Source organism: Acinetobacter lwoffii (assembly GCF_029024105.1).
GTDB lineage: Bacteria > Pseudomonadota > Gammaproteobacteria > Pseudomonadales > Moraxellaceae > Acinetobacter > Acinetobacter lwoffii.
Genome location: NZ_CP118965.1, coordinates 1 through 22076, shown reverse-complemented (window position 1 = coordinate 22076; position 22076 = coordinate 1). Strand labels below are relative to the sequence as shown.

The 22076-nt window shown below is 42.4% G+C and carries 27 protein-coding genes and 3 pseudogenes; 18 read left to right on the top strand and 12 right to left on the bottom strand.

Annotated features, from left to right (window positions below):
- Positions 1–181 precede the first annotated feature (181 nt).
- From PYW33_RS16575 to PYW33_RS16545, 7 genes are all read left to right on the top strand, one after another.
- Positions 182–700 carry a hypothetical protein gene (locus PYW33_RS16575; protein WP_004644780.1) on the top strand — a complete coding sequence of 173 codons (519 nt, stop codon included), beginning with the start codon at positions 182–184 and terminating at the stop codon, positions 698–700.
- Positions 701–826: 126 nt separating this feature from the next.
- Positions 827–1102 (top strand): hypothetical protein, encoded by a 276-nt coding sequence (locus PYW33_RS16570; RefSeq protein WP_016807023.1) that lies wholly within the window; start codon positions 827–829, stop codon positions 1100–1102.
- Positions 1103–1463: 361 nt separating this feature from the next.
- On the top strand, positions 1464–1844 hold the full coding sequence (locus PYW33_RS16565; RefSeq protein ID WP_004644781.1) for a DUF6573 family protein: 381 nt from the start codon (positions 1464–1466) through the stop codon (positions 1842–1844).
- 153 nt (positions 1845–1997) lie between these two features.
- A complete protein-coding gene (locus PYW33_RS16560) occupies positions 1998–2774 on the top strand; it encodes a ParA family protein (protein WP_004644782.1) in 777 nt (258 codons plus the stop codon).
- 3 nt (positions 2775–2777) lie between these two features.
- Entirely contained in the window at positions 2778–3815 is a 1038-nt protein-coding gene (locus tag PYW33_RS16555) for a ParB/RepB/Spo0J family partition protein (protein WP_004644783.1), read from the top strand.
- Between the two features lie 239 nt (positions 3816–4054).
- The gene (locus tag PYW33_RS16550; RefSeq protein ID WP_004644784.1) at positions 4055–4723 is read left to right on the top strand and encodes a plasmid mobilization protein; all 669 of its coding nucleotides are present in this window, start codon (positions 4055–4057) and stop codon (positions 4721–4723) included.
- Positions 4723–5796 (top strand): relaxase/mobilization nuclease domain-containing protein, encoded by a 1074-nt coding sequence (locus PYW33_RS16545; RefSeq protein ID WP_004644785.1) that lies wholly within the window; start codon positions 4723–4725, stop codon positions 5794–5796. The genes PYW33_RS16550 and PYW33_RS16545 overlap by 1 nt, the downstream gene beginning before the upstream one ends.
- A 35-nt stretch (positions 5797–5831) precedes the next feature.
- On the opposite strand, the gene PYW33_RS16540 is transcribed toward PYW33_RS16545, so the two are convergent.
- The 3 genes and pseudogenes from PYW33_RS16540 to PYW33_RS16530 form a co-directional block, all read right to left on the bottom strand.
- Positions 5832–6767, bottom strand: a complete 936-nt coding sequence (locus PYW33_RS16540; RefSeq protein WP_004644787.1) for a hypothetical protein — start codon at positions 6765–6767, stop codon at positions 5832–5834.
- A 69-nt stretch (positions 6768–6836) separates the two neighbouring features.
- Complete coding sequence (locus PYW33_RS16535) at positions 6837–7175, bottom strand: DUF192 domain-containing protein (RefSeq protein WP_004644788.1); 339 nt, start codon at positions 7173–7175, stop codon at positions 6837–6839.
- A gap of 116 nt (positions 7176–7291) precedes the next feature.
- Positions 7292–7996 (bottom strand): annotated as a pseudogene (locus tag PYW33_RS16530) (DinB/UmuC family translesion DNA polymerase); the annotation flags it as partial.
- 53 nt (positions 7997–8049) lie between these two features.
- On the opposite strand from PYW33_RS16530, the pseudogene PYW33_RS16525 reads away from it, so the two are divergent.
- Positions 8050–8511: pseudogene (locus tag PYW33_RS16525) on the top strand (IS5 family transposase); the annotation flags it as partial.
- A gap of 33 nt (positions 8512–8544) precedes the next feature.
- Here PYW33_RS16525 and merR read toward each other — a convergent pair.
- Positions 8545–9000 carry an Hg(II)-responsive transcriptional regulator gene (merR, locus tag PYW33_RS16520; RefSeq protein ID WP_004644734.1) on the bottom strand — a complete coding sequence of 152 codons (456 nt, stop codon included), beginning with the start codon at positions 8998–9000 and terminating at the stop codon, positions 8545–8547.
- A 71-nt stretch (positions 9001–9071) separates the two neighbouring features.
- Here merR and merT point away from each other — a divergent pair, with 71 nt between their 5' ends.
- The 7 genes and pseudogenes from merT to PYW33_RS16485 all read left to right on the top strand — a co-directional run.
- Positions 9072–9422, top strand: coding sequence for a mercuric ion transporter MerT (merT, locus tag PYW33_RS16515; protein WP_001294659.1), 351 nt, complete (start codon positions 9072–9074; stop codon positions 9420–9422).
- Between the two features lie 13 nt (positions 9423–9435).
- The gene (merP, locus tag PYW33_RS16510) at positions 9436–9711 is read left to right on the top strand and encodes a mercury resistance system periplasmic binding protein MerP (protein ID WP_004178136.1); all 276 of its coding nucleotides are present in this window, start codon (positions 9436–9438) and stop codon (positions 9709–9711) included.
- 27 nt (positions 9712–9738) lie between these two features.
- Positions 9739–10164 carry an organomercurial transporter MerC gene (merC, locus tag PYW33_RS16505; RefSeq protein ID WP_000522996.1) on the top strand — a complete coding sequence of 142 codons (426 nt, stop codon included), beginning with the start codon at positions 9739–9741 and terminating at the stop codon, positions 10162–10164.
- Between the two features lie 38 nt (positions 10165–10202).
- Positions 10203–11888: a mercury(II) reductase gene (gene merA / locus PYW33_RS16500; RefSeq protein ID WP_004644736.1), complete on the top strand. Its 1686-nt coding sequence runs from the start codon at positions 10203–10205 to the stop codon at positions 11886–11888.
- A 17-nt stretch (positions 11889–11905) separates the two neighbouring features.
- Positions 11906–12271 carry a mercury resistance co-regulator MerD gene (merD, locus tag PYW33_RS16495; protein ID WP_001277463.1) on the top strand — a complete coding sequence of 122 codons (366 nt, stop codon included), beginning with the start codon at positions 11906–11908 and terminating at the stop codon, positions 12269–12271.
- The gene (gene merE, locus PYW33_RS16490) at positions 12268–12504 is read left to right on the top strand and encodes a broad-spectrum mercury transporter MerE (RefSeq protein ID WP_001087807.1); all 237 of its coding nucleotides are present in this window, start codon (positions 12268–12270) and stop codon (positions 12502–12504) included. The genes merD and merE overlap by 4 nt, the downstream gene beginning before the upstream one ends.
- A 50-nt stretch (positions 12505–12554) precedes the next feature.
- Positions 12555–12782 (top strand): annotated as a pseudogene (locus PYW33_RS16485) (DUF3330 domain-containing protein); the annotation flags it as partial.
- A 192-nt stretch (positions 12783–12974) separates the two neighbouring features.
- Here the strand turns inward: PYW33_RS16485 and PYW33_RS16480 are convergent.
- From PYW33_RS16480 to arsC, 7 genes are all read right to left on the bottom strand, one after another.
- Entirely contained in the window at positions 12975–14060 is a 1086-nt protein-coding gene (locus tag PYW33_RS16480; protein ID WP_171057026.1) for an ArsO family NAD(P)H-dependent flavin-containing monooxygenase, read from the bottom strand.
- A gap of 96 nt (positions 14061–14156) precedes the next feature.
- The gene (gene trxB / locus PYW33_RS16475) at positions 14157–15107 is read right to left on the bottom strand and encodes a thioredoxin-disulfide reductase (protein WP_004644738.1); all 951 of its coding nucleotides are present in this window, start codon (positions 15105–15107) and stop codon (positions 14157–14159) included.
- A gap of 18 nt (positions 15108–15125) precedes the next feature.
- Positions 15126–15830, bottom strand: coding sequence for an arsenical resistance protein ArsH (arsH, locus tag PYW33_RS16470; RefSeq protein ID WP_004644739.1), 705 nt, complete (start codon positions 15828–15830; stop codon positions 15126–15128).
- 4 nt (positions 15831–15834) lie between these two features.
- Complete coding sequence (gene arsB / locus PYW33_RS16465; RefSeq protein WP_004644740.1) at positions 15835–16875, bottom strand: ACR3 family arsenite efflux transporter; 1041 nt, start codon at positions 16873–16875, stop codon at positions 15835–15837.
- A 5-nt stretch (positions 16876–16880) separates the two neighbouring features.
- Positions 16881–17354 carry an arsenate reductase ArsC gene (locus tag PYW33_RS16460; RefSeq protein ID WP_004644741.1) on the bottom strand — a complete coding sequence of 158 codons (474 nt, stop codon included), beginning with the start codon at positions 17352–17354 and terminating at the stop codon, positions 16881–16883.
- A gap of 4 nt (positions 17355–17358) precedes the next feature.
- A complete protein-coding gene (locus PYW33_RS16455) occupies positions 17359–17682 on the bottom strand; it encodes a metalloregulator ArsR/SmtB family transcription factor (protein ID WP_004644742.1) in 324 nt (107 codons plus the stop codon).
- A gap of 44 nt (positions 17683–17726) precedes the next feature.
- Positions 17727–18155, bottom strand: coding sequence for an arsenate reductase (glutaredoxin) (gene arsC, locus PYW33_RS16450; RefSeq protein WP_004644743.1), 429 nt, complete (start codon positions 18153–18155; stop codon positions 17727–17729).
- Between the two features lie 315 nt (positions 18156–18470).
- On the opposite strand from arsC, the gene PYW33_RS16445 reads away from it, so the two are divergent.
- On the top strand, positions 18471–19037 hold the full coding sequence (locus PYW33_RS16445; protein ID WP_016807019.1) for a recombinase family protein: 567 nt from the start codon (positions 18471–18473) through the stop codon (positions 19035–19037).
- A 225-nt stretch (positions 19038–19262) separates the two neighbouring features.
- Here the strand turns inward: PYW33_RS16445 and PYW33_RS16440 are convergent, their stop codons facing one another.
- The gene (locus tag PYW33_RS16440) at positions 19263–19613 is read right to left on the bottom strand and encodes a DUF3147 family protein (RefSeq protein ID WP_004644745.1); all 351 of its coding nucleotides are present in this window, start codon (positions 19611–19613) and stop codon (positions 19263–19265) included.
- 190 nt (positions 19614–19803) lie between these two features.
- On the opposite strand from PYW33_RS16440, the gene PYW33_RS16435 reads away from it, so the two are divergent.
- Positions 19804–20730: a chromate resistance protein ChrB domain-containing protein gene (locus PYW33_RS16435; protein WP_026055779.1), complete on the top strand. Its 927-nt coding sequence runs from the start codon at positions 19804–19806 to the stop codon at positions 20728–20730.
- Entirely contained in the window at positions 20727–22076 is a 1350-nt protein-coding gene (chrA, locus tag PYW33_RS16430) for a chromate efflux transporter (RefSeq protein ID WP_004644748.1), read from the top strand. The genes PYW33_RS16435 and chrA overlap by 4 nt, the downstream gene beginning before the upstream one ends.

The following is a 22076-nucleotide window of genomic DNA, read 5'->3' as shown; positions in this document are numbered from 1 at the left end:
GTAAATATAAGCATTAGAAAAGCAGACCAGACAGAATACTTAACTAATTATTTTTTATAAATTTATATCATTTAAAAAAATTAGTCATGACTAAGTTTTTGCTTGAATGTCCACAGGTGGGCTGATATAATGATTTTATCAGGACGCATTGGGCGACCTGAAATAAAACAGGTATTTAAACATGAAACATTTTTCATCAGTTACATCATTAGACGAGTTAAAACTTCAGTACAAAAAACTAGCTTTCAAAAATCATCCTGATCGTGGCGGTAAAACCGAAGTTATGCAGGAGATTAATAGCGAATATGAACAGCTTTTAAATCGCATTATTAATGAAGCATCAAAAGATCAGTATCAAGATAGTTCCGAAAATGGGCGTGGTTTCTGGTCAAGCCGTTCAGAACACTCTGAAGTTGAGAAAAAAGTAAAACAGGCTATTGATGCAATTATTAATCTGGATGGTTTAGATATTGAAATTATTGGCGTTTGGGTTTGGGTTTTTGGTGATACTAAGCAGCACAAAGACAAATTAAAAGAAGCGGGTTTTGTCTGGAATCGAGTGCAATGTAAATGGGTTTTCATTGGTAAAAAATCAAATGGTCGAGGCAGAATGACCTTAGATCAAATGCGAGATTTACACGGCAGCCAGAAAGTTAAAAAAACCAGAATGGCAGAAGATAAAAAACTTTTGACTGCTTAAAGGAGAAGTCCCCGAAAGGGGGCTTTTTTTTAATATTCTTAGTCATGACTAAACTTTTTCTTGAATGTCCACAGGTGGACTGATATAATGTTTTTCATCAGGACGCATCGGGCGATCTGAAATAAAATGGGTATTAATATGCGAGCTTCAATAGTTGCAATCTTTACAAACTATCCTACAGGTAAACTGATTCATTTTTGCAGTCATAAGGTTTTAACTGGATCAAATAATAATATTTGGTTTCCAATATTTGATGAAAAAACACTATTCCAAGAAATTGAAAAAATCATGATTAATTGCCGAGTAGCTCAAAATGTTACTCATATTGAAAGAATCAGAAGGGGAGATAATGAAAATGGTTACTTTGAAGATTACAGAATTACTTATAACTTAGCCGATTAAGCTAGACCTCCCACAATGGGAGGTTTTTTTTAGTGGCGATTTTTTTGGTTTTTAGCTGGCAAAAAAACATAAAAAATTGTCTATCTGTTCTGCTTTATATACGCTTATTTTGGCCTGTTTAGGATGGTGCTGGGATAACCCTAGCTTTATATATAAAAAAGGCTGTCAGTAGACCAAGAATCGCAAATAAGAGCATTTGAAAAGCGGTTTAGCCAGGTATCAAAACGGATATTTTTCTACTCAATTTTCCCTATAAAAAATTAGTCATGACTAAGTTTTTGCTTGAATGTCCACAGGTGGACTGATATAATGATTTTATCAGGACGCATCGGGCGACCTGAAATAAAACAGGTTAAAAATCATGGAACAATACATTTCAGTTTACACACGTCAGCAAGCCATTGAAGATGGTTTTTTAGTCGCAATCAATTCTATTAGTCCTAAATTAGATGGACTGGCAAAAGAACATTATAAGCATCCTATATGCTTCACTTCTGCGCTTTGGGCGGTAGTTGATAAGGCTGTAAAAAATGAAAAATGGCTTAATGACTTAGAGGGCGTTATTCATGACATTTTATGGATGAGCCGAGCATATAAGACACACCTAAGCCCAAGTGCGGTACGTTTTAATGTGATTATCACAGGCGCAGGTCGCAAGAGAAATCATATTTTAGAATTGCACGTACATGGTGGAGATCAAGCAGAGCCAGTTATAACAATAGGTTATCCTGAAGATTTTTAATTTACGTCCTCCCTTTATGGGAGGATTTTTTTATGATAAAAAACTTAGTCATGACTAAGAAAATGCTTGCAATGTCCACAGGTGGACGTTAAAATATACAGCATAAGGACGCAATAGGGCGACCCTTAATAAGCCATTAAACTAGGTGAAACTATGAAAAAAGTTGTTGCTTCAAATCAAAAGGGCGGTGTGGGTAAATCTGCAATCATTTGCCAGTATGCCCACTATTTAAATTCTTTGGGCTTGCGCATATTAGTCATTGATCTAGACCACCAGAAAAACACTACAAAAGCATTGATTACTGGCGGGGCTGTGACTGTAGCTAATGTATCTGCTTTCGATATACTGACCAAAGAAGATCAAACTATTTCAAATCCTGAAGCCTTTACTTTGGTACAAGCAACACCAGAATTAACAGCTATAGAAAAAAATGGCACTTTGCATAACAACTTTGCCACCAATTACCAGAAGTTTTTAAAATCAGTTGATTCTTTATTTGATGTTTGCCTGATTGATACCAATCCAAATCCCGACATTCGCCAAGTAGCTTCATTAATTGTTAGTGACTATGTTTTAAGTCCAATTCAGTTGAATCAGGAAGCTATTGACGGCATCGGTGGATTACTCAAGCAGATCCAAGCGATTAATCAAAAGCTTAACCCAAATTTAAAATTAATCGGCATCCTTCCGAATATTGTTGAACCCACTCCATTCCAGAAAGACAACCTAAAAGCTATTGTTCAGCATTTTTCAAAGTACCTGATCAAAAACTCTGACGGTAGCTATGCTTTCGTTAAAAAAACGACTGCAATCGCTGAAGCCCAAGCACAAGGAATACCTACAAATAAATTGGGTAAAACTAGCGGTTTTACCGCATGGGCTGAATTAAAAACAGTTTTTGAAAGCATTAACAAGTTTATGGAGATTTAAGGAATGTTAGATTTATCAGCTTTGGAAGGTATTGATCTAGGTAATCCTGCACCAGTAGCAGACGGAACACCTAAACAGATTCCACTTACAGATATTCTTGAAGATCCAGATCAGCCGCGTGTTGAGTTTCCAGAAGATCAGATGCAAAAAATGGTCGAGTCCATCAAGGCTCGTGGAGTTAAAACACCTATTAGTGTTAAACCCCATCCAACAGAACAAGGCAAGTGGATTATCAATTATGGAGCTAGACGTTTTAGAGCTTCAGTGATGGCCGGCAAGGAAGCTATCCCTGCTTTTGTTGATAATGATCATGATGATTATGATCAGGTCATGGAGAATAAAGAACGCCTTAACCATTCACCTATTGAGCTTGCACTTTTCATCCAAAAGAAAATTAAGCAAGGCGAAAAGAAAAACGTAATCGCTAAAAAGTTAAATGAAGATCCTGTTTTTATTTCTACTCACTTAGCTTTAGTAGATATGCCAGAGTGCTTATCTAAGGCTTATGATGCAGGTTTTAAATCTCCAAAGACTTTGTATGACTTACGCAAACTTTGGGAATCATTCCCTGAAGAAGTAAGCGCTTGGGTGGATGAATCTTTAGAGAATGGTCAAGACATTATCAGATCGAGAGTACAGGCTCTATCTAAAAAGTTAAAAGAACCTAAGCAAGCTGAAGCGACTGAAGCAGATCCAGAATCAGAACCACAGGCGCAAGAAAGCCAAGAGCAAACCGCCATTATTGATGATAATGAATCTTTCAATTTTGAGGGGAATGATCAAGCTGAAGCGACTGAAGAACCTGAAGTTAAAAAACTGATGGATCAATCGAACCAGAAAGAGCAGCCAGAAGCTAAAGAAGAAGATCCAGACAAAATCAAAAAACCGCTTTTAGTTGTTATTCATGACGGCCGACAAGCGAACCTGATGCTAAATAAAAAGCCTACTTCTTTGGGTTTTGTATGGATCAAATACGAAGATGGAACAGAGGTATCTGTAGATTGCAGCAGCCTTGAAATCGAGTATTTACAAGAAGCATAAATCTACCAATGGAAAAAAACCTTGCTTATGCAAGGTTTTTTTTGGCGGGTTATCCCGACTACCTAGCTTTATTACTCTTAGTCATGACTAAGGAAAAAAGAGGGAAAAATGAATAAAAATAATCTATGGCAGGATAGGCAACAGCCGTTAAAAACTTTAATTTGTGACACAAATTAAAGTTATACTATTCTTTCAGAATAGCTATCGAAAATATTACTTTCGATAAAGGTACTGGAATCATGACGAAATCAAACTTGGATCAAGTTTTAAAATTTAGGGTTAGCAATGCCGTTTATGACTGGTGGCAAGCTAAGTGTGAGAAGCAAGGAATCAAGAAAGGTGAGCCTTTCCAGAGGGCTTTAGAAAATGCGTATAAGAAAGAAAATGATCCAGATTATTCAGGACAAGATTTTTCCTTGAATCTTGAAAGGGACTTAGCCGAAAAAATCTATCAGTTAGCTAAGTTTGAAGAAGTAGATCCAAATGACCTGATCAAAAAAATGATCAAGGAAAAGTTATCTGAAATAGAAAAAACGCAAGACGTTATAGATGTATTTGAAAAAACATCACGCAAAGAATTACGGCTTAAACCGAGTTTGATGAAAGCAATTAATGAAAAAGCAGCACAGGTCGGCATGAAACCGAATCAATATATCATTTCGGTTTTAACAGCTAATGTCACAAAAGATTCAATATTCTTTAGCCAAGAAGAAGCTCTTAAACTTGGCGAATCAAATAGTCAGCTTTTGGCGATTGGTAGAAACCTAAACCAAATGGCTAAGAATATGAATCATGGTATTTATGAATCTTACGATAGAGAATTTGTCGAGCGAGTACATCAGCTAGTAAAAGCTCAAGTTAGGCATGTTTTCACTGTATTAGAGCGCAATAAAAAGAGGTGGGAATAATGGCTAACGGAAGCAGTAAGACTACCAGAGAAGTGCAAAGCACCTTGCTTGCTCATGGTGAGCAGCTACTCAATGGATCTAAAGTTAGGCGTGTTAATCAGACCCAAAGTTTAGATACTTTTTTAAATGACCTGTCTAAGCCTAAAAATGGATCTGGCCATTCAGCTAAATCAGCCCCTAAAGCATCTCCAAATGGCGTTAAAGCAACTTTAGATAGAATTAGTAAAAAGACCCCTGAAGTAATGGTCAAGGTTACTGGTGGAGGTAATTCTATGGGGAAGGTGAAAGCCCACATGGGATATATCACACGGAATGGGCAATTAGAGGGAATTGATCAGGACGGAAATAAAGTTAATGGTAAGGATGATATAGAAGATACTGCTGAAGATTGGCAAATGTCAGGTACACCTATTTCTGATGAAGAATCTAAATATAAGCAGGCTTTTAATATTGTGTTATCTATGCCGAAAGGTACGGATGAAAAAGGCGTTTATGATGCTGCAAAAGAATTTGCAGAGGAACATTTTAAAGACCATAAATATATGATGGTGCAGCATACCTTTACCAATGACCCTTCAAAAGATCCAAGTGAAAACCCGCATGTGCATGTTGTTGTTAAAGCTGTTTCTGAAAAAGGGGATCGGTTAAATACTAGGAAGGCTGACCTTCAGGAATGGCGAGAAAGTTTTGCTGAAAAACTAAGATCCAGAGGGATTGAAGCTAATGCGACAAAACGGATAGCTAGGCTGCAAAAAAATAGAAGTGATAAACAGTCAGTTAAACAAATGAAAGAGCAAGGCAAATCGTTTAAGCGATATGGTAAAAATAAGGCCAGTCCAGACCGTGTGCAGAAAGCTAAACAGCAAGAAAAAGAAGCATTGACGCATTACAAGGAAATTACTAAAGCTCTAGCACAGTCACCCGATCTGCAAGATAGGAAACTAGCAGTTGATCTAGTGGACTATTTACGGAAACAGGTAGAAGTGAAAAAAACAACGCCACAGCCACAGATTCAACCTAATAAGCTAGATCCGCAGCAGGGAAAGAGCAAGGGGAAAGAGCAAGATAGATAACAAGGTCAGGCACATTATTGTGCCTTAAATGCCCTTTAAAAATCCTGAATTTTCTGAGCGGGCATACCTAATTTAAACATTCTATTAAGCTCAGAAATTGCATATTTTAAATCTTTTTCAGGCATATCCTTAACATCAAAATATTCAATTTGGCCAAACCTAGCTTTATATAATGCTATTCGTTCTATTCTGTGTCGTTGCATCTGCACCGTTGACGACATAATCCGATCCATTAAATAGAATAAGTAATATGATGTGATTTGCATACTGTCTTTGATCATAAATCCATGATTTATAGTGGTTTTATAGTCATACAGCGTTTTATTAATACAAATATCTGCATCTATCCCACCTAGTGCAACACGAATATTTGCAGAATATCTAGGATTGTATGTGATCAAACTATCAGGCTTAATAAGTCCATTCTTAATGAATACATTATCAAAATTTTTGACTAGGGAAGATATATCTTCGTAAACCATTTTCTCCGTTGGTTTTAGTATTTCCTTCTTTGTTGCTACTGGTAGAAATCCAGATCGCCATAGATTTTCCAATTTAGCCATGAGAATAATTCCACCAATAAAATCTTCACTTATTTCTAAATTGTTTGATCTATTAGCTAGTAAAGAATCTATGTGCTTTTGCATTTTTTTATATAATATCAAAATGCTTTTGTTTTTAGTTTCCTCTAGAAAGCTAGTAATTTGAGGTTGCTCAAATTCTTTAGCACTCAATTCAGTATTCGTGTAGTAAGCACAAATTATTTTTGATAAGTAGTCAAATGCTGTACCAACCAAGCCTGAATCATAACTATTTGTTAATTTATATTCACTCATCACTTCATAATTAGTAAAAGGAGGAATACCACTGTAAGTTTTGAAATCTTTTTTTTGGGGTGCGACACTTTTTATAATTTCTTTCACTTCTTTGCACTTAGGATCTGAAGATTTCAGTATCGACATTAAAGACATATTTTATACTTTTTCCAAGCAGTTACTATTCAAGTAATTTTAGGCATACTAAAGACTAAATTGAAAAATCTAAATTTTTAATCTTTCTAATGCAAATTGAATCTTTTCTTTGGGGCAGTACTGCTTTTGGGAAAACTTTTCCATTACAGTTGACCCAATAATTTTTTTATTTGCATTAAAGAAAAATATTTCTAAATCATAAGGTACATTGACCATATTAAAACAGGTATAAATTGGCTTTTTCCATGTGAAAACTAATGGTTTTAATAAAGGATTTTCTTTAAATCCTATTTCTTGATCATGTTCCCTATACAGATAAAGAGCCGTTAATTTTTTTCCATTAAAGTTAAAAGTCTTTAGTTCTTTTTCTTGATCAAAGTAAGGGTTATAAACCTGTTTAAAGGCCATAACAGACACTACTATTAAAAGAGCTATAAACGCTGCATATTTTAATTTCAATTCCTGTTATTCCTTTTAGCCAAGTGGCAAGTTACATGCAAAGAAATTGTCTTAGTCATGACTAATTATTTAACACTCATAAGTTGATCCCATTTAAAGTAATTGGGAGACAGCTTATTATGTGACATATTCCAATTTCTATCAGGTAGCATACTGGCACCTAATCCTATTTTTCTCTTACCAAATTTATTCTGTATATCATCGAGTGAATCCATAAGCTTATTACTTGATTCTATCTTATTCATGTCCGTGAACAGGTCATAAATATGAGTAGCTTTAGGTTCAAGACAAGTGAGGATAACTCCACATTTTTTAAATCCAATATTCTTCTGGTATAGCTGATCAATCATTGAGGTAGCAATTTTAGAAAGTAATAAACTATTGTCTGATGGATCGGGTAAAGCGTAAGACAAAGATTTATTATAAAAAGGCTCAGAACTATCAAATGGATTAGATTGCACAAAACTAATAATACAGCCACATAGTAAATTTTCACTTCTTAGACGGCTTACGGCATCTTGAACATAAAGAGTAATCGCTTCTTTAAGATCGTCACAGCTATAAACTTTCTGGCCAAAGGAACGGCTTGCTATTATTTGTTTTTTTGCTTTAGGACTTTGCTCAATTTCAATGCAAGAGATTCCCTGTAATTCTAATATTGTTCTGTGCATGACTACAGAGAATTGATCTCTAATCATTAAGGGGGAAGCACAGACGAAATCTAGAACTGTATTAATGCTTAGGCTATTCAGCTTTTTAGTATGCTTTCGGCTTTGTTGCACAAACCTATCTGTAACGGCTTTTTCAGCGATATAATTTTCAAATGAAGAAGCCTACACAGAAAATCTACCGCACAACCAATTGGCCCGCATATAACCGAGCACTCATGAGTCGCGGAAATATTGCCATTTGGTTTGATCCTGCTACGCAATGGTATGCGCCATCAAAAGGCAAACAAGGGCGAAATCAAACCTACTCCGACGCAGCCATCCAATGCTGCTTAATGATTAAATCCTTATTCCGTCTGTCTTTACGTATGGTTACTGGCTTTGTGCAAAGTCTGATTAAACTTTGCGGATTAAATTGGATAGCGCCAGACTACACTACAATTTGTAGACGAAAACAGCATATTGATATTGCAATCAGCTACCAAAAAAGTAGCGATGGGCTGCATCTACTCGTAGACTCTACAGGCATGAAGTTTCTAGGTGAGGGCGAATGGAAACGCAAGAAACATGGAGCTGAATATCGTCGCCAATGGCGTAAACTACATATTGGTATAGATGGGGTCGTCTCAGAATTCGGAAAATAAAGCACGCTAAGGCGTAGTCACCCCGTGACTCCCCCGCGCCGATGCAGCGAGCTTCGTTCCGTCTTGCAGTGACGCAATCAGCGGGCAGGAAACGTTCCCTTTCCGCGCATGGCAGGCGCACACCAGTTCAGACAGCACGGCCTCCATGCGTGCCAAGTCGGCCATCTTCTCGCGCACATCCTTGAGCTTGTGCTCGGCCAGGCCGCTGGCTTCCTCGCAATGGGTGCCATCCTCCAGCCGCAGTAGCTCGGCGATTTCGTCCAGGCTAAAGCCCAGCCGCTGGGCCAATTTCACGAACCGCACTCGTGTTACATCCGCCTCGCCATAGCGGCGAATGCTGCCATAGGGCTTGTCTGGCTCCGGCAGCAGGCCCTTGCGCTGGTAGAACCGGATGGTCTCCACATTGACCCCGGCCGCCTTGGCAAAAACGCCAATGGTCAGATTCTCAAAATTAATTTGCATATCGCTTGACTCCGTACATAACTACGGAAGTAAGCTTAAGCTATCCAAACCAAATTTGAAAGGACAAGCGTATGTCTGAACCACAAAACGGGCGCGGCGCGCTCTTCGCCGGTGGGCTGGCCGCCATTCTTGCGTCGGCCTGCTGCCTAGGGCCGCTGGTTTTGATCGCCTTGGGGTTCAGCGGGGCATGGATCGGCAACCTGACGGTATTGGAGCCGTATCGGCCGATCTTCATCGGCGCGGCGCTGGTTGCACTGTTCTTTGCCTGGCGGCGCATCGTCCGACCGACCGCAGCCTGCAAGCCGGGCGAGGTGTGCGCGATTCCGCAAGTGCGCACCACCTACAAGCTCATTTTCTGGTTCGTCGCCGTGTTGGTCTTGGTCGCGCTTGGTTTTCCCTACGTCATGCCATTTTTCTACTAATCAGGAGTTCATCATGAAAAAGCTGTTTGCCTCCCTCGCTCTCGCCGCTTTCGTTGCCCCCGTGTTCGCCGCCACTCAGACCGTCACGCTGTCCGTGCCTGGCATGACCTGCGCCTCTTGCCCGATCACTGTCAAGCACGCGCTTTCCAAGGTTGAGGGCGTGAGCAAGACCGACGTAAGTTTCGACAAGCGCCAGGCCGTCGTCACCTTCGACGATGCCAAGACCAACGTCCAGAAGTTGACCAAGGCGACCGAGGACGCGGGCTATCCGTCCAGCCTCAAACGCTGATCCGTTAACCGAACTCGGGAGCGACACATGGGACTCATCACGCGCATCGCTGGCAAAACCGGCGCGCTCGGCAGCGTCGTTTCCGCGATGGGCTGCGCCGCCTGTTTTCCTGCCATCGCCAGCTTTGGCGCGGCCATCGGACTGGGCTTCTTGAGCCAGTACGAGGGGCTATTCATTGGCATCCTGCTGCCGATGTTCGCCGGCATCGCGTTACTCGCCAATGCTATCGCTTGGCTCAATCATCGACAGTGGCGACGCACGGCGCTCGGCACGATAGGCCCGATCTTGGTGCTGGCAGCGGTGTTTTTAATGCGGGCTTACGGCTGGCAGAGCGGTGGACTGCTCTATGTCGGCCTGGCCTTGATGGTTGGGGTGTCGGTCTGGGATTTCATCTCGCCAGCACATCGCCGCTGCGGGCCGGACAGCTGTGAATTGCCAGAACAACGTGGCTGACGGCAACAGCCGTAGCCACCACAGAAAAGGAAAAATACATGACCACCCTGAAAATCACCGGGATGACCTGCGACTCGTGCGCGGCTCACGTCAAGGAAGCCTTGGAGAAAGTGCCCGGCGTGCAATCGGCGCTGGTGTCCTATCCGAAGGGCACAGCGCAACTCGCCATTGAGGCGGGCACGTCATCGGATGCGCTGACTACCGCCGTGGCCGGACTGGGCTACGAGGCAACGCTTGCCGATGCGCCACCGACGGACAACCGCGCCGGCCTGCTCGACAAGATGCGCGGCTGGATAGGGGCCGCTGATAAGCCCAGTGGCAACGAACGCCCGTTGCAGGTCGTCGTCATTGGTAGCGGTGGCGCGGCAATGGCGGCAGCACTGAAGGCCGTCGAGCAAGGCGCGCACGTCTCGCTGATCGAGCGCGGCACCATCGGCGGCACCTGCGTCAACGTCGGCTGCGTGCCGTCCAAGATCATGATTCGCGCCGCCCACATCGCCCATTTACGTCGGGAAAGTCCGTTCGACGGCGGTATCGCGGCGACTGTGCCTGCGATTGACCGCAGCAAACTACTGGCCCAGCAGCAGGCGCGCGTCGAAGAACTGCGCCATGCCAAGTACGAAGGCATTCTGGACGGCAACCCGGCCATCACCGTTGTACATGGTGAGGCGCGTTTCAAGGATGAGCAGAGCCTGGTCGTCCGTTTAAACGATGGTGGCGAGCGCGTGGTAGCTTTCGACCGCTGCTTAGTCGCCACGGGTGCCAGCCCGGCCGTGCCGCCGATTCCGGGCCTGAAAGAGTCACCCTACTGGACTTCGACCGAGGCCCTGGTCAGCGACACCCTTCCCGAACGCCTAGCCGTGATCGGCTCGTCGGTGGTCGCGCTGGAACTGGCGCAAGCCTTCGCCCGGCTGGGCAGCCAGGTCACGATCCTAGCTCGCAACACGCTGTTCTTCCGCGACGACCCGGCCATCGGCGAGGCCGTTACAGCCGCGTTCCGTGCCGAAGGGATCAAGGTATTGGAACACACGCAAGCCAGCCAGGTCGCGCATGTGGACGGCGAATTCGTGCTGACCACCGGGTACGGTGAAATACGCGCCGACCAGCTGCTGGTCGCCACTGGCAGGGCACCGAACACGCGCAGCCTGGCATTGGAAGCGGCGGGAGTCGCTGCCAATGCGCAGGGGGCCATCGTCATCGACAAGGGCATGCGCACCAGTACGCCACACATTTATGCGGCTGGCGACTGCACCGACCAGCCTCAGTTCGTCTATGTGGCGGCAGCGGCCGGCACCCGTGCTGCGATCAACATGACTGGCGGCGATGCGGCCCTGGACCTGACCGCAATGCCGGCCGTGGTGTTCACCGACCCGCAGGTCGCCACCGTGGGCTACAGCGAGGCGGAAGCACATCACGACGGGATCGAGACCGACAGTCGCACCTTGACCTTGGACAACGTGCCGCGTGCGCTTGCCAACTTCGACACACGCGGCTTCATCAAGCTGGTCATCGAGGAAGGTAGCGGACGGCTCATCGGCGTGCAAGCGGTGGCCCCGGAAGCGGGTGAACTGATCCAGACGGCGGTGCTCGCCATTCGCAACCGTATGACCGTGCAGGAACTGGCCGACCAATTGTTCCCCTACCTGACCATGGTCGAAGGGCTGAAGCTCGCGGCGCAGACCTTCAGCAAGGACGTGAAGCAGCTTTCGTGCTGCGCCGGATGAGGAAAAGGAGGTGTTCAATGAGCGCCTACACAGTGTCCCGGCTGGCCCTTGATGCCGGGGTGAGCGTGCATATCGTGCGCGACTACCTGCTGCGCGGATTGCTACGGCCGGTCGCGTGCACCACGGGCGGCTACGGCTTGTTCGATGACACCGCGTTGCAACGGCTGCGCTTTGTACGGGCTGCCTTCGAAGCGGGTATCGGCCTGGACGCACTGGCGCGGCTGTGCCGGGCGCTGGATGCTGCGGACGGTGACGGTGCGTCTGCGCAGCTTGCCGTGTTGCGGCAACTCGTCGAGCGTCGGCGCGAGGCCCTGGCCAGCCTCGAAATGCAACTGGCCGCCATGCCAACCGAACCGGCACAGCACGCGGAGAGTCTGCCATGAACAGCCCAGAGCACTTGCCGTCTGAGACGCACAAACCGATCACCGGCTACTTGTGGGGCGCGCTGGCCGTGCTCACCTGTCCCTGCCATTTGCCGATTCTCGCCATTGTGCTAGCCGGCACGACGGCCGGCGCGTTCATCGGGGAGCACTGGGGTATTGCAGCCCTCACGCTGACCGGCTTGTTTGTCCTGTCTGTGACGCGGCTGCTGCGGGCCTTCAAGGGAAGATCATGACCGCTTCCCAGCCAGCCGAGAGTGGGCAGCTTTGAGCTTCGCTACCAATCTGGAGGAGTACCACCATGAACGCAAACGCCCCGAACACTGCCAGTTGCACCACCTGCTGCGTATGCTGCAAAGAAATTCCGCTCGATGCCGCCTTCACCCCGGAAGGCGCGGAATACGTCGAACATTTCTGCGGGCTGGATTGCTATGAACGCTTCCAGGCACGCGCCAAGGCCGCGACAGAATCTGACATTGCGCCTGTCCCTGGCGGTTCGCAGCCGTCAGATTGAGGCATACTCTAAAGTTACATTATTTCTCTTACAGGTAAGACTGTAGACTTGCACTTGGAGCTTTCAACTTCACTAAATAGCCCGATAAGCCTAGGTCGAGAAAGTCTTTACAAAGCTCTTTCCGGTGAGGGTTAAACTTAGTTTCGATACTGTTATCAAAGTTGTAAAAGCACTTAGTTTACGGCAAGCAATTTAACATTGGATGTAATTATAAATATTATCTAAATAAGCTGCAATTTCATCCACTGTGGCTCTCGCAGTCCTTGAAACACCCACCAGTGTCGCTGAACCAGGTCCGGTCCACTCACCATATCCTACTAACCATAGGTTGGATTGTTTGACTGCTCGTGTTCCTTCAACAAGTATCGTATTATTTTCCTCTACTATTCCAAGTGGCTTTAAATGGCTTAAAGTCGCTTTAAATCCAGTACACCAAATCACTGCATTAACCTGTTGAAAAGATCCATCTTCCCAAATCACGCCATTTTCTGTAAAAGCCGAAAATGGGCGCTCACTATGTAAAACTCCTCGTGCACGTGCATCTTTGACTGAATCAATCATGACAATATCACCCAGACCGCCAACAGGCTGATCTATTGTACGGCCTTCTAATTGTGCCTTTAAACGCTCTGTCGCACGTAAAAACAGTACACGGCCATCAACAACATCTGCTAAAAATTGAGGAGGTGTTGGCGTGATCCAAAGAGTGTCTGCCACTTGGGAAACTTCAGCCAAAATTTGTGCTCCAGAATTTCCACCACCGACTATCATTACGTGCTTATCTTTAAAAAGTTCTGCATTTTGATAATGGGCGGAGTGTAATTGCAGACCTTTGAAATTTTCTTGGCCAGGGTAAGATGGGATATAAGGATGACTCCAGGTGCCCGTTGCACTGATTACAGCCTTGGCTCTCCATATCTGTTCACCTGCATGCACACTCAATACTTCTCCTTCGCTTTTGACGTGATCAACATATACAGGACGAATAATCGGAAATTGATAACGCTGCTCATATTGCTGCAAGTATTCAATAACTTCTTTCTTGGTCGGATACGTTTGTTCTGTATTCGGCATAACCCAACCAGGTAAGGAACTCCAGCTATTCGGTGAAAACAGACGCAAAGAATTCCAAGCATGTAACCAGGCTCCACCTGCTTGATTTTGATCATCTAAAATAATAAATGGTATTTTTTTTCGCTTTAAAAAATAAGCTGTAGATAAAGCTGCCTGTCCACCACCGATAATGATGACATCAGTTTCCGTCTGTTTCTGATTCAAAGCCTTTTCCCCTTTTATTTTTTCTTTAATATAAAAACCCAATCCTGAAGACTGGGCTTTTACAATATTCACTATATTTTTATGACAACATCAAAATCAACTTAAACTATCAAGATATTTTTCAGCATCTAATGCAGCCATACAACCAGAGCCTGCTGAAGTAATCGCTTGGCGATAAACTGAATCAGCCACATCACCGGCAGCGAATACACCTGGCACTGAAGTAGCAGTGGCATTCCCCGCTGTTCCGCTTTGGATCTGAATATAGCCATCACGTAACTCAAGTTGCGCTGAAAACATCTCAGTATTTGGTTTGTGACCAATTGCCACGAATAAACCCTGTACCTCAATATCTTGCTTTGATCCATCTACAGTGGATTTTAAACGCACTCCAGTTACTCCGGTGTTATCGCCTAACACTTCATCCACTTGATTGTTCCAAAGAATGCTAATTTTGCCTTCTTTCTGTTTTGCAAAAAGATGGTCTTGTAGAATTTTTTCAGAACGCAATGAAGCTCGGCGATGCACTAAAGTCACGTGAGCTGTAATATTAGACAGGTAAAGCGCCTCTTCAACCGCAGTGTTACCACCGCCTACAACCATCACCTTCTGGTTCTTATAGAAGAAACCGTCACAAGTTGCACAGGCACTTACACCTTGCCCCATGAATTTAGCTTCAGACTCAAGACCTAAGTATTGTGCCGTTGCACCTGTGGCAATAATCAGGGCATCACAGGTGAATTCTTCCATATCGCCTTTCAGCACGAATGGACGAACGCTTAAATCCACTTCACTGATATGGTCATAGACGATTTCGGTGCCAAAACGTTCCGTATGCGCTTGCATACGTTCCATGAGTGCGGGGCCTGTTAAACCTTCTGGATCACCCGGCCAGTTATCGACTTCAGTGGTCGTGGTTAATTGACCACCGAGTTGTAAGCCTGCAACTAAAGTGGGTTTAAGATTAGCCCGTGCTGCATATACCGCAGCGCTGTAACCCGCAGGACCTGAGCCAAGAATGATTAATTTAGAATGTCTCTTTTGCATTTAAGATCACCTAGCAGTTTACAAACTGCGCTGATTGACACGTTTAGATAATTCTTCAGCTGATTCCTTACGTTCTGAATAACGATCTGTCAGGTATTTGCTTTGTCCACGAGTCAGTAGGGTGAACTTAAATAACTCTTCCATCACATCCACAATCCGGTCATAGAAAGCCGAAGGTTTCATTCGCCCATCTTCTTCAAACTCCAAAAAAGCTTTTGGAACTGAAGACTGATTTGGAATGGTGATCATCCGCATCCACCGCCCCAAAATACGCATCTGGTTCAGGCTGTTAAATGACTGTGATCCGCCACTGACTTGCATCAAGGCAAGAGTTTTACCTTGGGTTGCACGGATTGCCCCTCCTGCCAGTGGAATCCAGTCGATTTGAGATTTAAAGATTGAACTCATAGAACCATGGCGTTCAGGTGAACACCAGACCATGCCTTCTGACCATGCTAAAAGCTCATGCAGTTCTTTTACTTTGGGATGCTCAGTATCCGCATCTTCTGGTAAAGGAAGCCCTTTAGGATGAAAGATTTTTATTTCCGCCCCAAAATGCTCAAGGATTCGACCGGCTTCAAGAACTGCAAGGCGACTGTAAGAACGTTCTCGATTAGAGCCATACAGCAGCAAAATTCGCGGAGGATGAGCAAGTTCTTTGGCTTGAACTTTTTCAAAGGTGGGTTGCTCAAGAAGATTTAGATCTACATTTGGGAGATTCATAGAGTTAGGCCTCTTTAAAAACTTTCTTTCTCAGCCAGAGTGAAACACTCACCAAGGCAATCAACACAGGAACTTCGACCAGTGGGCCAATAATCGTGGTAAAAGCAACAGGCGAAGCGATACCAAAAGTTGCAATCGCTACTGCAAGTGATAATTCAAAATTATTCCCCGCTGCGGTAAATGCAATTGCTGTGGTCTTAGGATAGTCATTGCCCATCCATTTACTCATAAAGAAGCTGATGAAGAACATTAAAACGAAGTAAATGGTTAAAGGAATCGCGATGCGTAAAACTTCAAGCGGAAGACTCACGACATCACCGCCTTTTAGGCTAAACATGGCCAGAATGGTGAACAGCAAAGCCATTAAACTCAGCGGACTGATTTTCGGAATGAACTTGGTTTCATACCATTCCACGCCTTTCTGTTTCACCAAAATCCATCGCGTTAAGAAACCTAATAAGAACGGAATACCAAGATAAACCAGAACAGCATGGGTGATGGTCCAGAAATCGACATTAATGACCTGCGAAGCGACACCAAAATAGGGTGGAAGGAAGGTCAGGAATAACCAGGCATAGGTACTGAAAAATAGAATCTGGAAGATGCTGTTAAAGGCAACTAATGCTGCAACATATTGATTATCACCACACGCCAAGCCATTCCACACCAGAACCATGGCAATACATCGAGCAAGACCGATCAGGATGACACCGGTCATATATTCTGGATAACTATGTAAAAATATGATTGCCAGGGCAAACATGAGTACTGGCGCGATCAGCCAGTTTTGTACTAAGGATAAAGTAAGGGTTTTCTTATCCTTAAACACTTGTGGCAAAGTCGCATAGTTCACTTTTGCCAGTGGTGGATACATCATTAGAATAAGACCAATCGCGATTGGAATATTCACTGAATCAATGCTTAATTTATCGAGTGCGACAGAAGCCTGAGGAAAGAAGTTTCCGATGGCAATGCCTAAGGCCATGGCAATAAAAATCCATAGCGTCAGGTTGCGATCTAAAAAAGATAAGCGTTTTTCAGACATTTCACTTACTCAACGTTCGAAATTTGATTAATTGCTGCAATCAATTCTGAGCGAGATAGTTTATCTACATTAAGTTTAAATAAAGCATCTAAGCGACGATTGATATGTTCAACAGTGCTCATAAAGGCTTTTATTTTTTCTTCTTTATTCACGTCTAAGTGTGAAGGATCAGCCAAGCCCCAATGTGCCTTGATTGCTCCACCCAAATAAAGTGGACATGCTTCTTGAGCAGCAGAATCACATACTGTGATCACAACATCAGGTTGATATTGTTCACAATCATTAATCGTTTTACTCCATAAACCTTCGGTAGATAATCCTAAGTTTTCAAGGGTTTCTAAAGTTAGCGGGTGAACTTGACCTGAAGGCTTACTCCCAGCACTATAGGCTTTCCAACCTTCTGGTGCTCGGCTATTAAACAAAACTTCAGACAAAATGCTACGGCAGCTATTTCCAGTACATAAAAATAAAAATTTCATTGAATTACTCACAATAACTATTTACAGAAAGGGGGTGTTGATCATCCAGCTTTGATTGAGATTGAACCGTCTTCAAAATATCTAAAATTTCATAACACCAGTTGGCCAATTTTGGATTGATACTGTAGTAAACCCATTGGCCTTGTCTGCGATCTTGAAGTAGCCCTGAAGCACGTAAAAGGGCTAAATGTCTTGAAATTTTAGGTTGACTGAGTTGTAGTTTTTCAGTCAAATCACATACACATAGTTCTTTATTTTCAACAATTAATGTCACTATATTGAGACGTGTTTCATCTGATAAGCATTTAAAAAAATTAACTTGATCCATATAAGTCTCCTTCACATTCTTTCCATTCAAGAGATGAGAAAGTGCTATTTAATTCTTAGGCCATTTTCATCAATAATTTTTTCACCATCTTCTTTGCTAAATGCGCCTTTCTGAGGAAACGGGAGAATATCCAAAACAACTTCAGAAGGACGACACAAACGTGTACCTAAATCCGTAACAACGAATGGGCGGTTAATCAAAATAGGATGTTGAAGCATAAAATTTAAAAGCTGTTCATCAGACCAATCTTCCCGAACAATTTCTAAATCAGAATATGGAGGTACATTTTTACGAATTGCTTCTCTAACACTTAAACCAGCACTACGAATAAGTTCAATTAATTCTGCTTTCGAAGGTGGGGTAATTAGATATTCAATAACGATTGGTTCAATTCCTGCATTTTGAATTAAAGCTAAGGTATTCCTTGATGTACCACACTCAGGATTGTGATAAATCTTTATGGTCGAGAACATTTTGACTGACTCTGCTATTAGAAACTCAGATATATTTATATACGTATTTCCACATATATGCAAATACGTATATTGATTTTATTTAAATTACTTAATGTCAATAAATGTATATATATTCTTACAAATTCTTATGAGTGAGAAAAAACTCGTTATTTAAATATGTAGATTTAGAGTGTACCCTAAAGTTACAATCTGAAAGTTCATGAAATTATGTATCATTTAAATGATTTTTAATCATAAATAACATGTAACTTTAGTATTAAAGATTTATAATTTACGAAATTGTTCATTTTTATCCAATTGGGGCGTGAAAAATTGAAAGGCCAAAAAGTAGGGTATATCCGGGTAAGTTCTGTCGAGCAAAACACTGGACGTCAACTTGAGGGAATTGAAGTCGACCGGATTTTTGTTGACCGTGCTTCAGGTAAAAATACTGACCGACCTAAATTTCAGGAAATGTTGAACTATGTCCGGGAAGGGGACAGGGTGATTGTACATTCCATGGATCGTTTTGCGCGAAGCCTGAAAGATTTGGTCACTGAAGTAGATAAACTGGTCAAACGAGGGATTGCAATCCAGTTTGTAAAAGAAAATATTACTTTTACGGCCGAATCCACCCCGATGGATAATTTGATGCTGCAATTGATGGGTGCTTTTGCACAGTTCGAACGTGAGATCATTTTAGAGCGGCAAAAGGAAGGAATAAAACTCGCCTCTGCTCAGGGGAAGTACAAAGGTCGGGTGCATAAACTAAAGCCTGACCAAGCTGAAGCTTTACGACAAGCATGGAGGGAAAGGAAGTATCCATCAAAAATGGCATTAGGAAAAGCTTTTGGGATTAGTCGTCAGGCGGTATACCGATATTTACAAGTTAGTGAATAGCTTATTGGGATTGGCAACTAAATTTAGTTTAACTTATAAAAATCATGAAACATTGTTCGAATTTTAAGCGTGGAACATAAATAATCAATAAAAAGCCGCTCTGGTACCCTATGCCCCACAACGGCTTGATCTAATATACTGAAATTTAATGATAAATATCAAGTATTTCGTATAAGGTGTATTATGTTAATTTTAGAAAAACTAACATTCATGCCCCTAGTTCATTTACAGCAAATCAATACCGAAATGGTGCAATATAGCTGCCCATGCAAGAAAAAGAAGAATGGTCATTACGTAGCAAATGGCTAGAGATAGCCAAAATCCATAACGCTGATAAAGTATTGGGAATGCTAAAAACATAGGTAATGTCGGTACTACATACCAAAAGGTATACCAAGCATGATTTGAAATTTTCTGCGGGTCTTGATTCTCAAGTTTCATCCATATCAGCACAAGTATCGTTACGATAGGCAAGGCTGCAATCAATCCGCCTAGACGGTCACTACGTTTAGCAACTTCTGAAATAAGTATGACCATTCCAGCAGTTAGAGCGTACTTAGCAATAAGCCAGACCATGTGCATTTCCTAGATGAATAGATTTATAAAGTTCTATTTTACAAACTGCTAAGTTATAAGCATCTGTTGAATTTACTATTAAAGGATAGAAAAATCTTTTATGACTTTTACATATATTCTTATTAAAGGAAAACTATTTTTAATCCTTTAAAATTGTTATAAGATAAACAAAATTTGTTGATTTTATAACATGAAAATATCATTACTGATCTCATCACTTCCCAGTCAAAGCACAACCGCAAGAATGCGAATTTGGCGTTCATTAAAGTCAAATGGTGCAGCAACTTTAAGAGATGGTGTTTACCTCTTACCCGAAGCACATTCTGAAAAATTCGAGTCTGTTGTTCATGATCATCTTAATGAACATGGGCATGCCTATATCTTTCAGACTGAACCTCCTGCACATTTAGACCTTGCTCAACTTTTCGACAGAACTGGAGAATATGAAGAACTGAGAACTGAAATTTCACAAATACAAAATACGCTTGAGGAAAATAAGAAAAAAGAACATCTCAAACAGATTCGAAAATTAAGAAAAAACCTCAATTCACTGATAGAAATAGATTTTTTCCCAAATACTCATCAAAGCAAAACACTGAATGAACTCACCCGATTAGAACAAGTTATTGCCCGGTTAGGTGAATACGATGAACCCAATAATTTTGAACAGCAATTAAAAGTCCTATGCAAGCAAGATTTTCAAAATAAAATCTGGGCAACCAGAAAGCGTCCTTGGGTTGACCGTTTGGCATCGGCATGGATCATTCAGAAATTTGTAGACCCTCAGGCAAAATTTATTTGGTTAGAGCATCCCAATGATTGCCCCAAAGATACCTTAGGTTTTGATTTTGATGATGCCCAATTTACCCATATCAATCATCTAGTCACTTTTGAAGTGTTAATGCATAGCTTTGAATTACAAAACCCTGCTTTAAATAAAATCGCTGAAATTGTTCATTTTTTAGATGTTGGGGGAAATGAGCCTGCCGAAGCCTTAGGCATTGAAAAAATCTTGCAAGGCTTAAGAAGCACGATCACAGATGATGATCAATTACTCCATCTTTCAAACCATATTTTTGATGGCTTATATGCAGACTTTCAAAGGAATTTAACATGAATAATAAGCCATCTTTAATAGATGAAACAGAAATTGAATCTATCAGCTTTTGGCAAGCATTCAAATTTTGGTTAAAACTGGGATTCATTAGCTTTGGTGGCCCTGCCGGGCAAATCGCTGTTATGCACCAAGAGTTAGTTGAAGAAAAAAAATGGATTTCAGAACAGCGTTTTATGCACGCATTGAATTATTGCATGCTCTTACCCGGCCCCGAAGCTCAACAACTTGCAACTTATATTGGCTGGTTAATGCATAAAACCAAAGGTGGCATCGTTGCAGGGGTTTTATTTGTTCTACCTTCTCTTTTTATCCTCATTGGGCTGTCTTGGGTCTATGTGAAATATGGCGACGTCCCGATCATTGCCGGTTTGTTTTATGGCATTAAGCCCGCAGTTGCCGCAATTGTATTTCATGCCACGTATCGTATTGGCAGTCGTTCATTAAAGAATAAATTTCTATGGGCGATTGCAGTTATCGCTTTTCTTGCAATATTTATTTTTAATATTCCTTTCCCTTTAATCGTTTTATGTGCAGCGATATCGGGTTATTTGGTCGGTAAAAAGTATCCTGATTTATTTAAGCTAAATGCACATCAGTCCAGTCAAAAATCCTATGGACGTGCAATTATTGATGATGATACCCCTACACCTGAACATGCTGTTTTTAAATGGTCTCATCTGATCAAAATAACTGTAATTTCAGCACTTTTATGGGCAATTCCACTCATCTCTTTAACAGCAGTTTTGGGATGGAGTCATTCTTATACTCAACTGGCTTGGTTCTTTACTAAAGCTGCACTTCTGACATTTGGTGGTGCTTATGCTGTTCTGCCTTACGTTTATCAAGGCGCTGTCGGTTTTTATCACTGGCTCACCCCAACTCAAATGATCGATGGTTTAGCCCTAGGTGAAAGTACTCCCGGCCCATTGATCATGGTGGTGGCTTTTGTCGGCTTCTTAGCAGCTTATAACCATTCGCTGTTGGGTGCTGAACATCAATTTATTGCAGGTGCATTAGGTGCAATCATCGTCACGTGGTTTACTTTTATTTTCTCATTTTTCTTTATCTTAGCCGGAGCACCTGTTATAGAGTCCACACACAATCAAATTAAATTTACTGCCCCTTTAACCGCCATTACCGCTGCCGTGGTGGGCGTAATTTTAAATTTGGCACTCTTTTTATGTTACCACGTGCTTTGGCCACAGGGTTTTGAAGGGAATTTTGATTATATCTCTGCCATTATTGCAATTTTAGCTGTAGTCGCATTATTTAAATTTAATCAAAGTGTGCTCAGAGTCATCATCGGTTCTGCTTTAGTGGGTTTAACGATTAAAATTTTACTATAA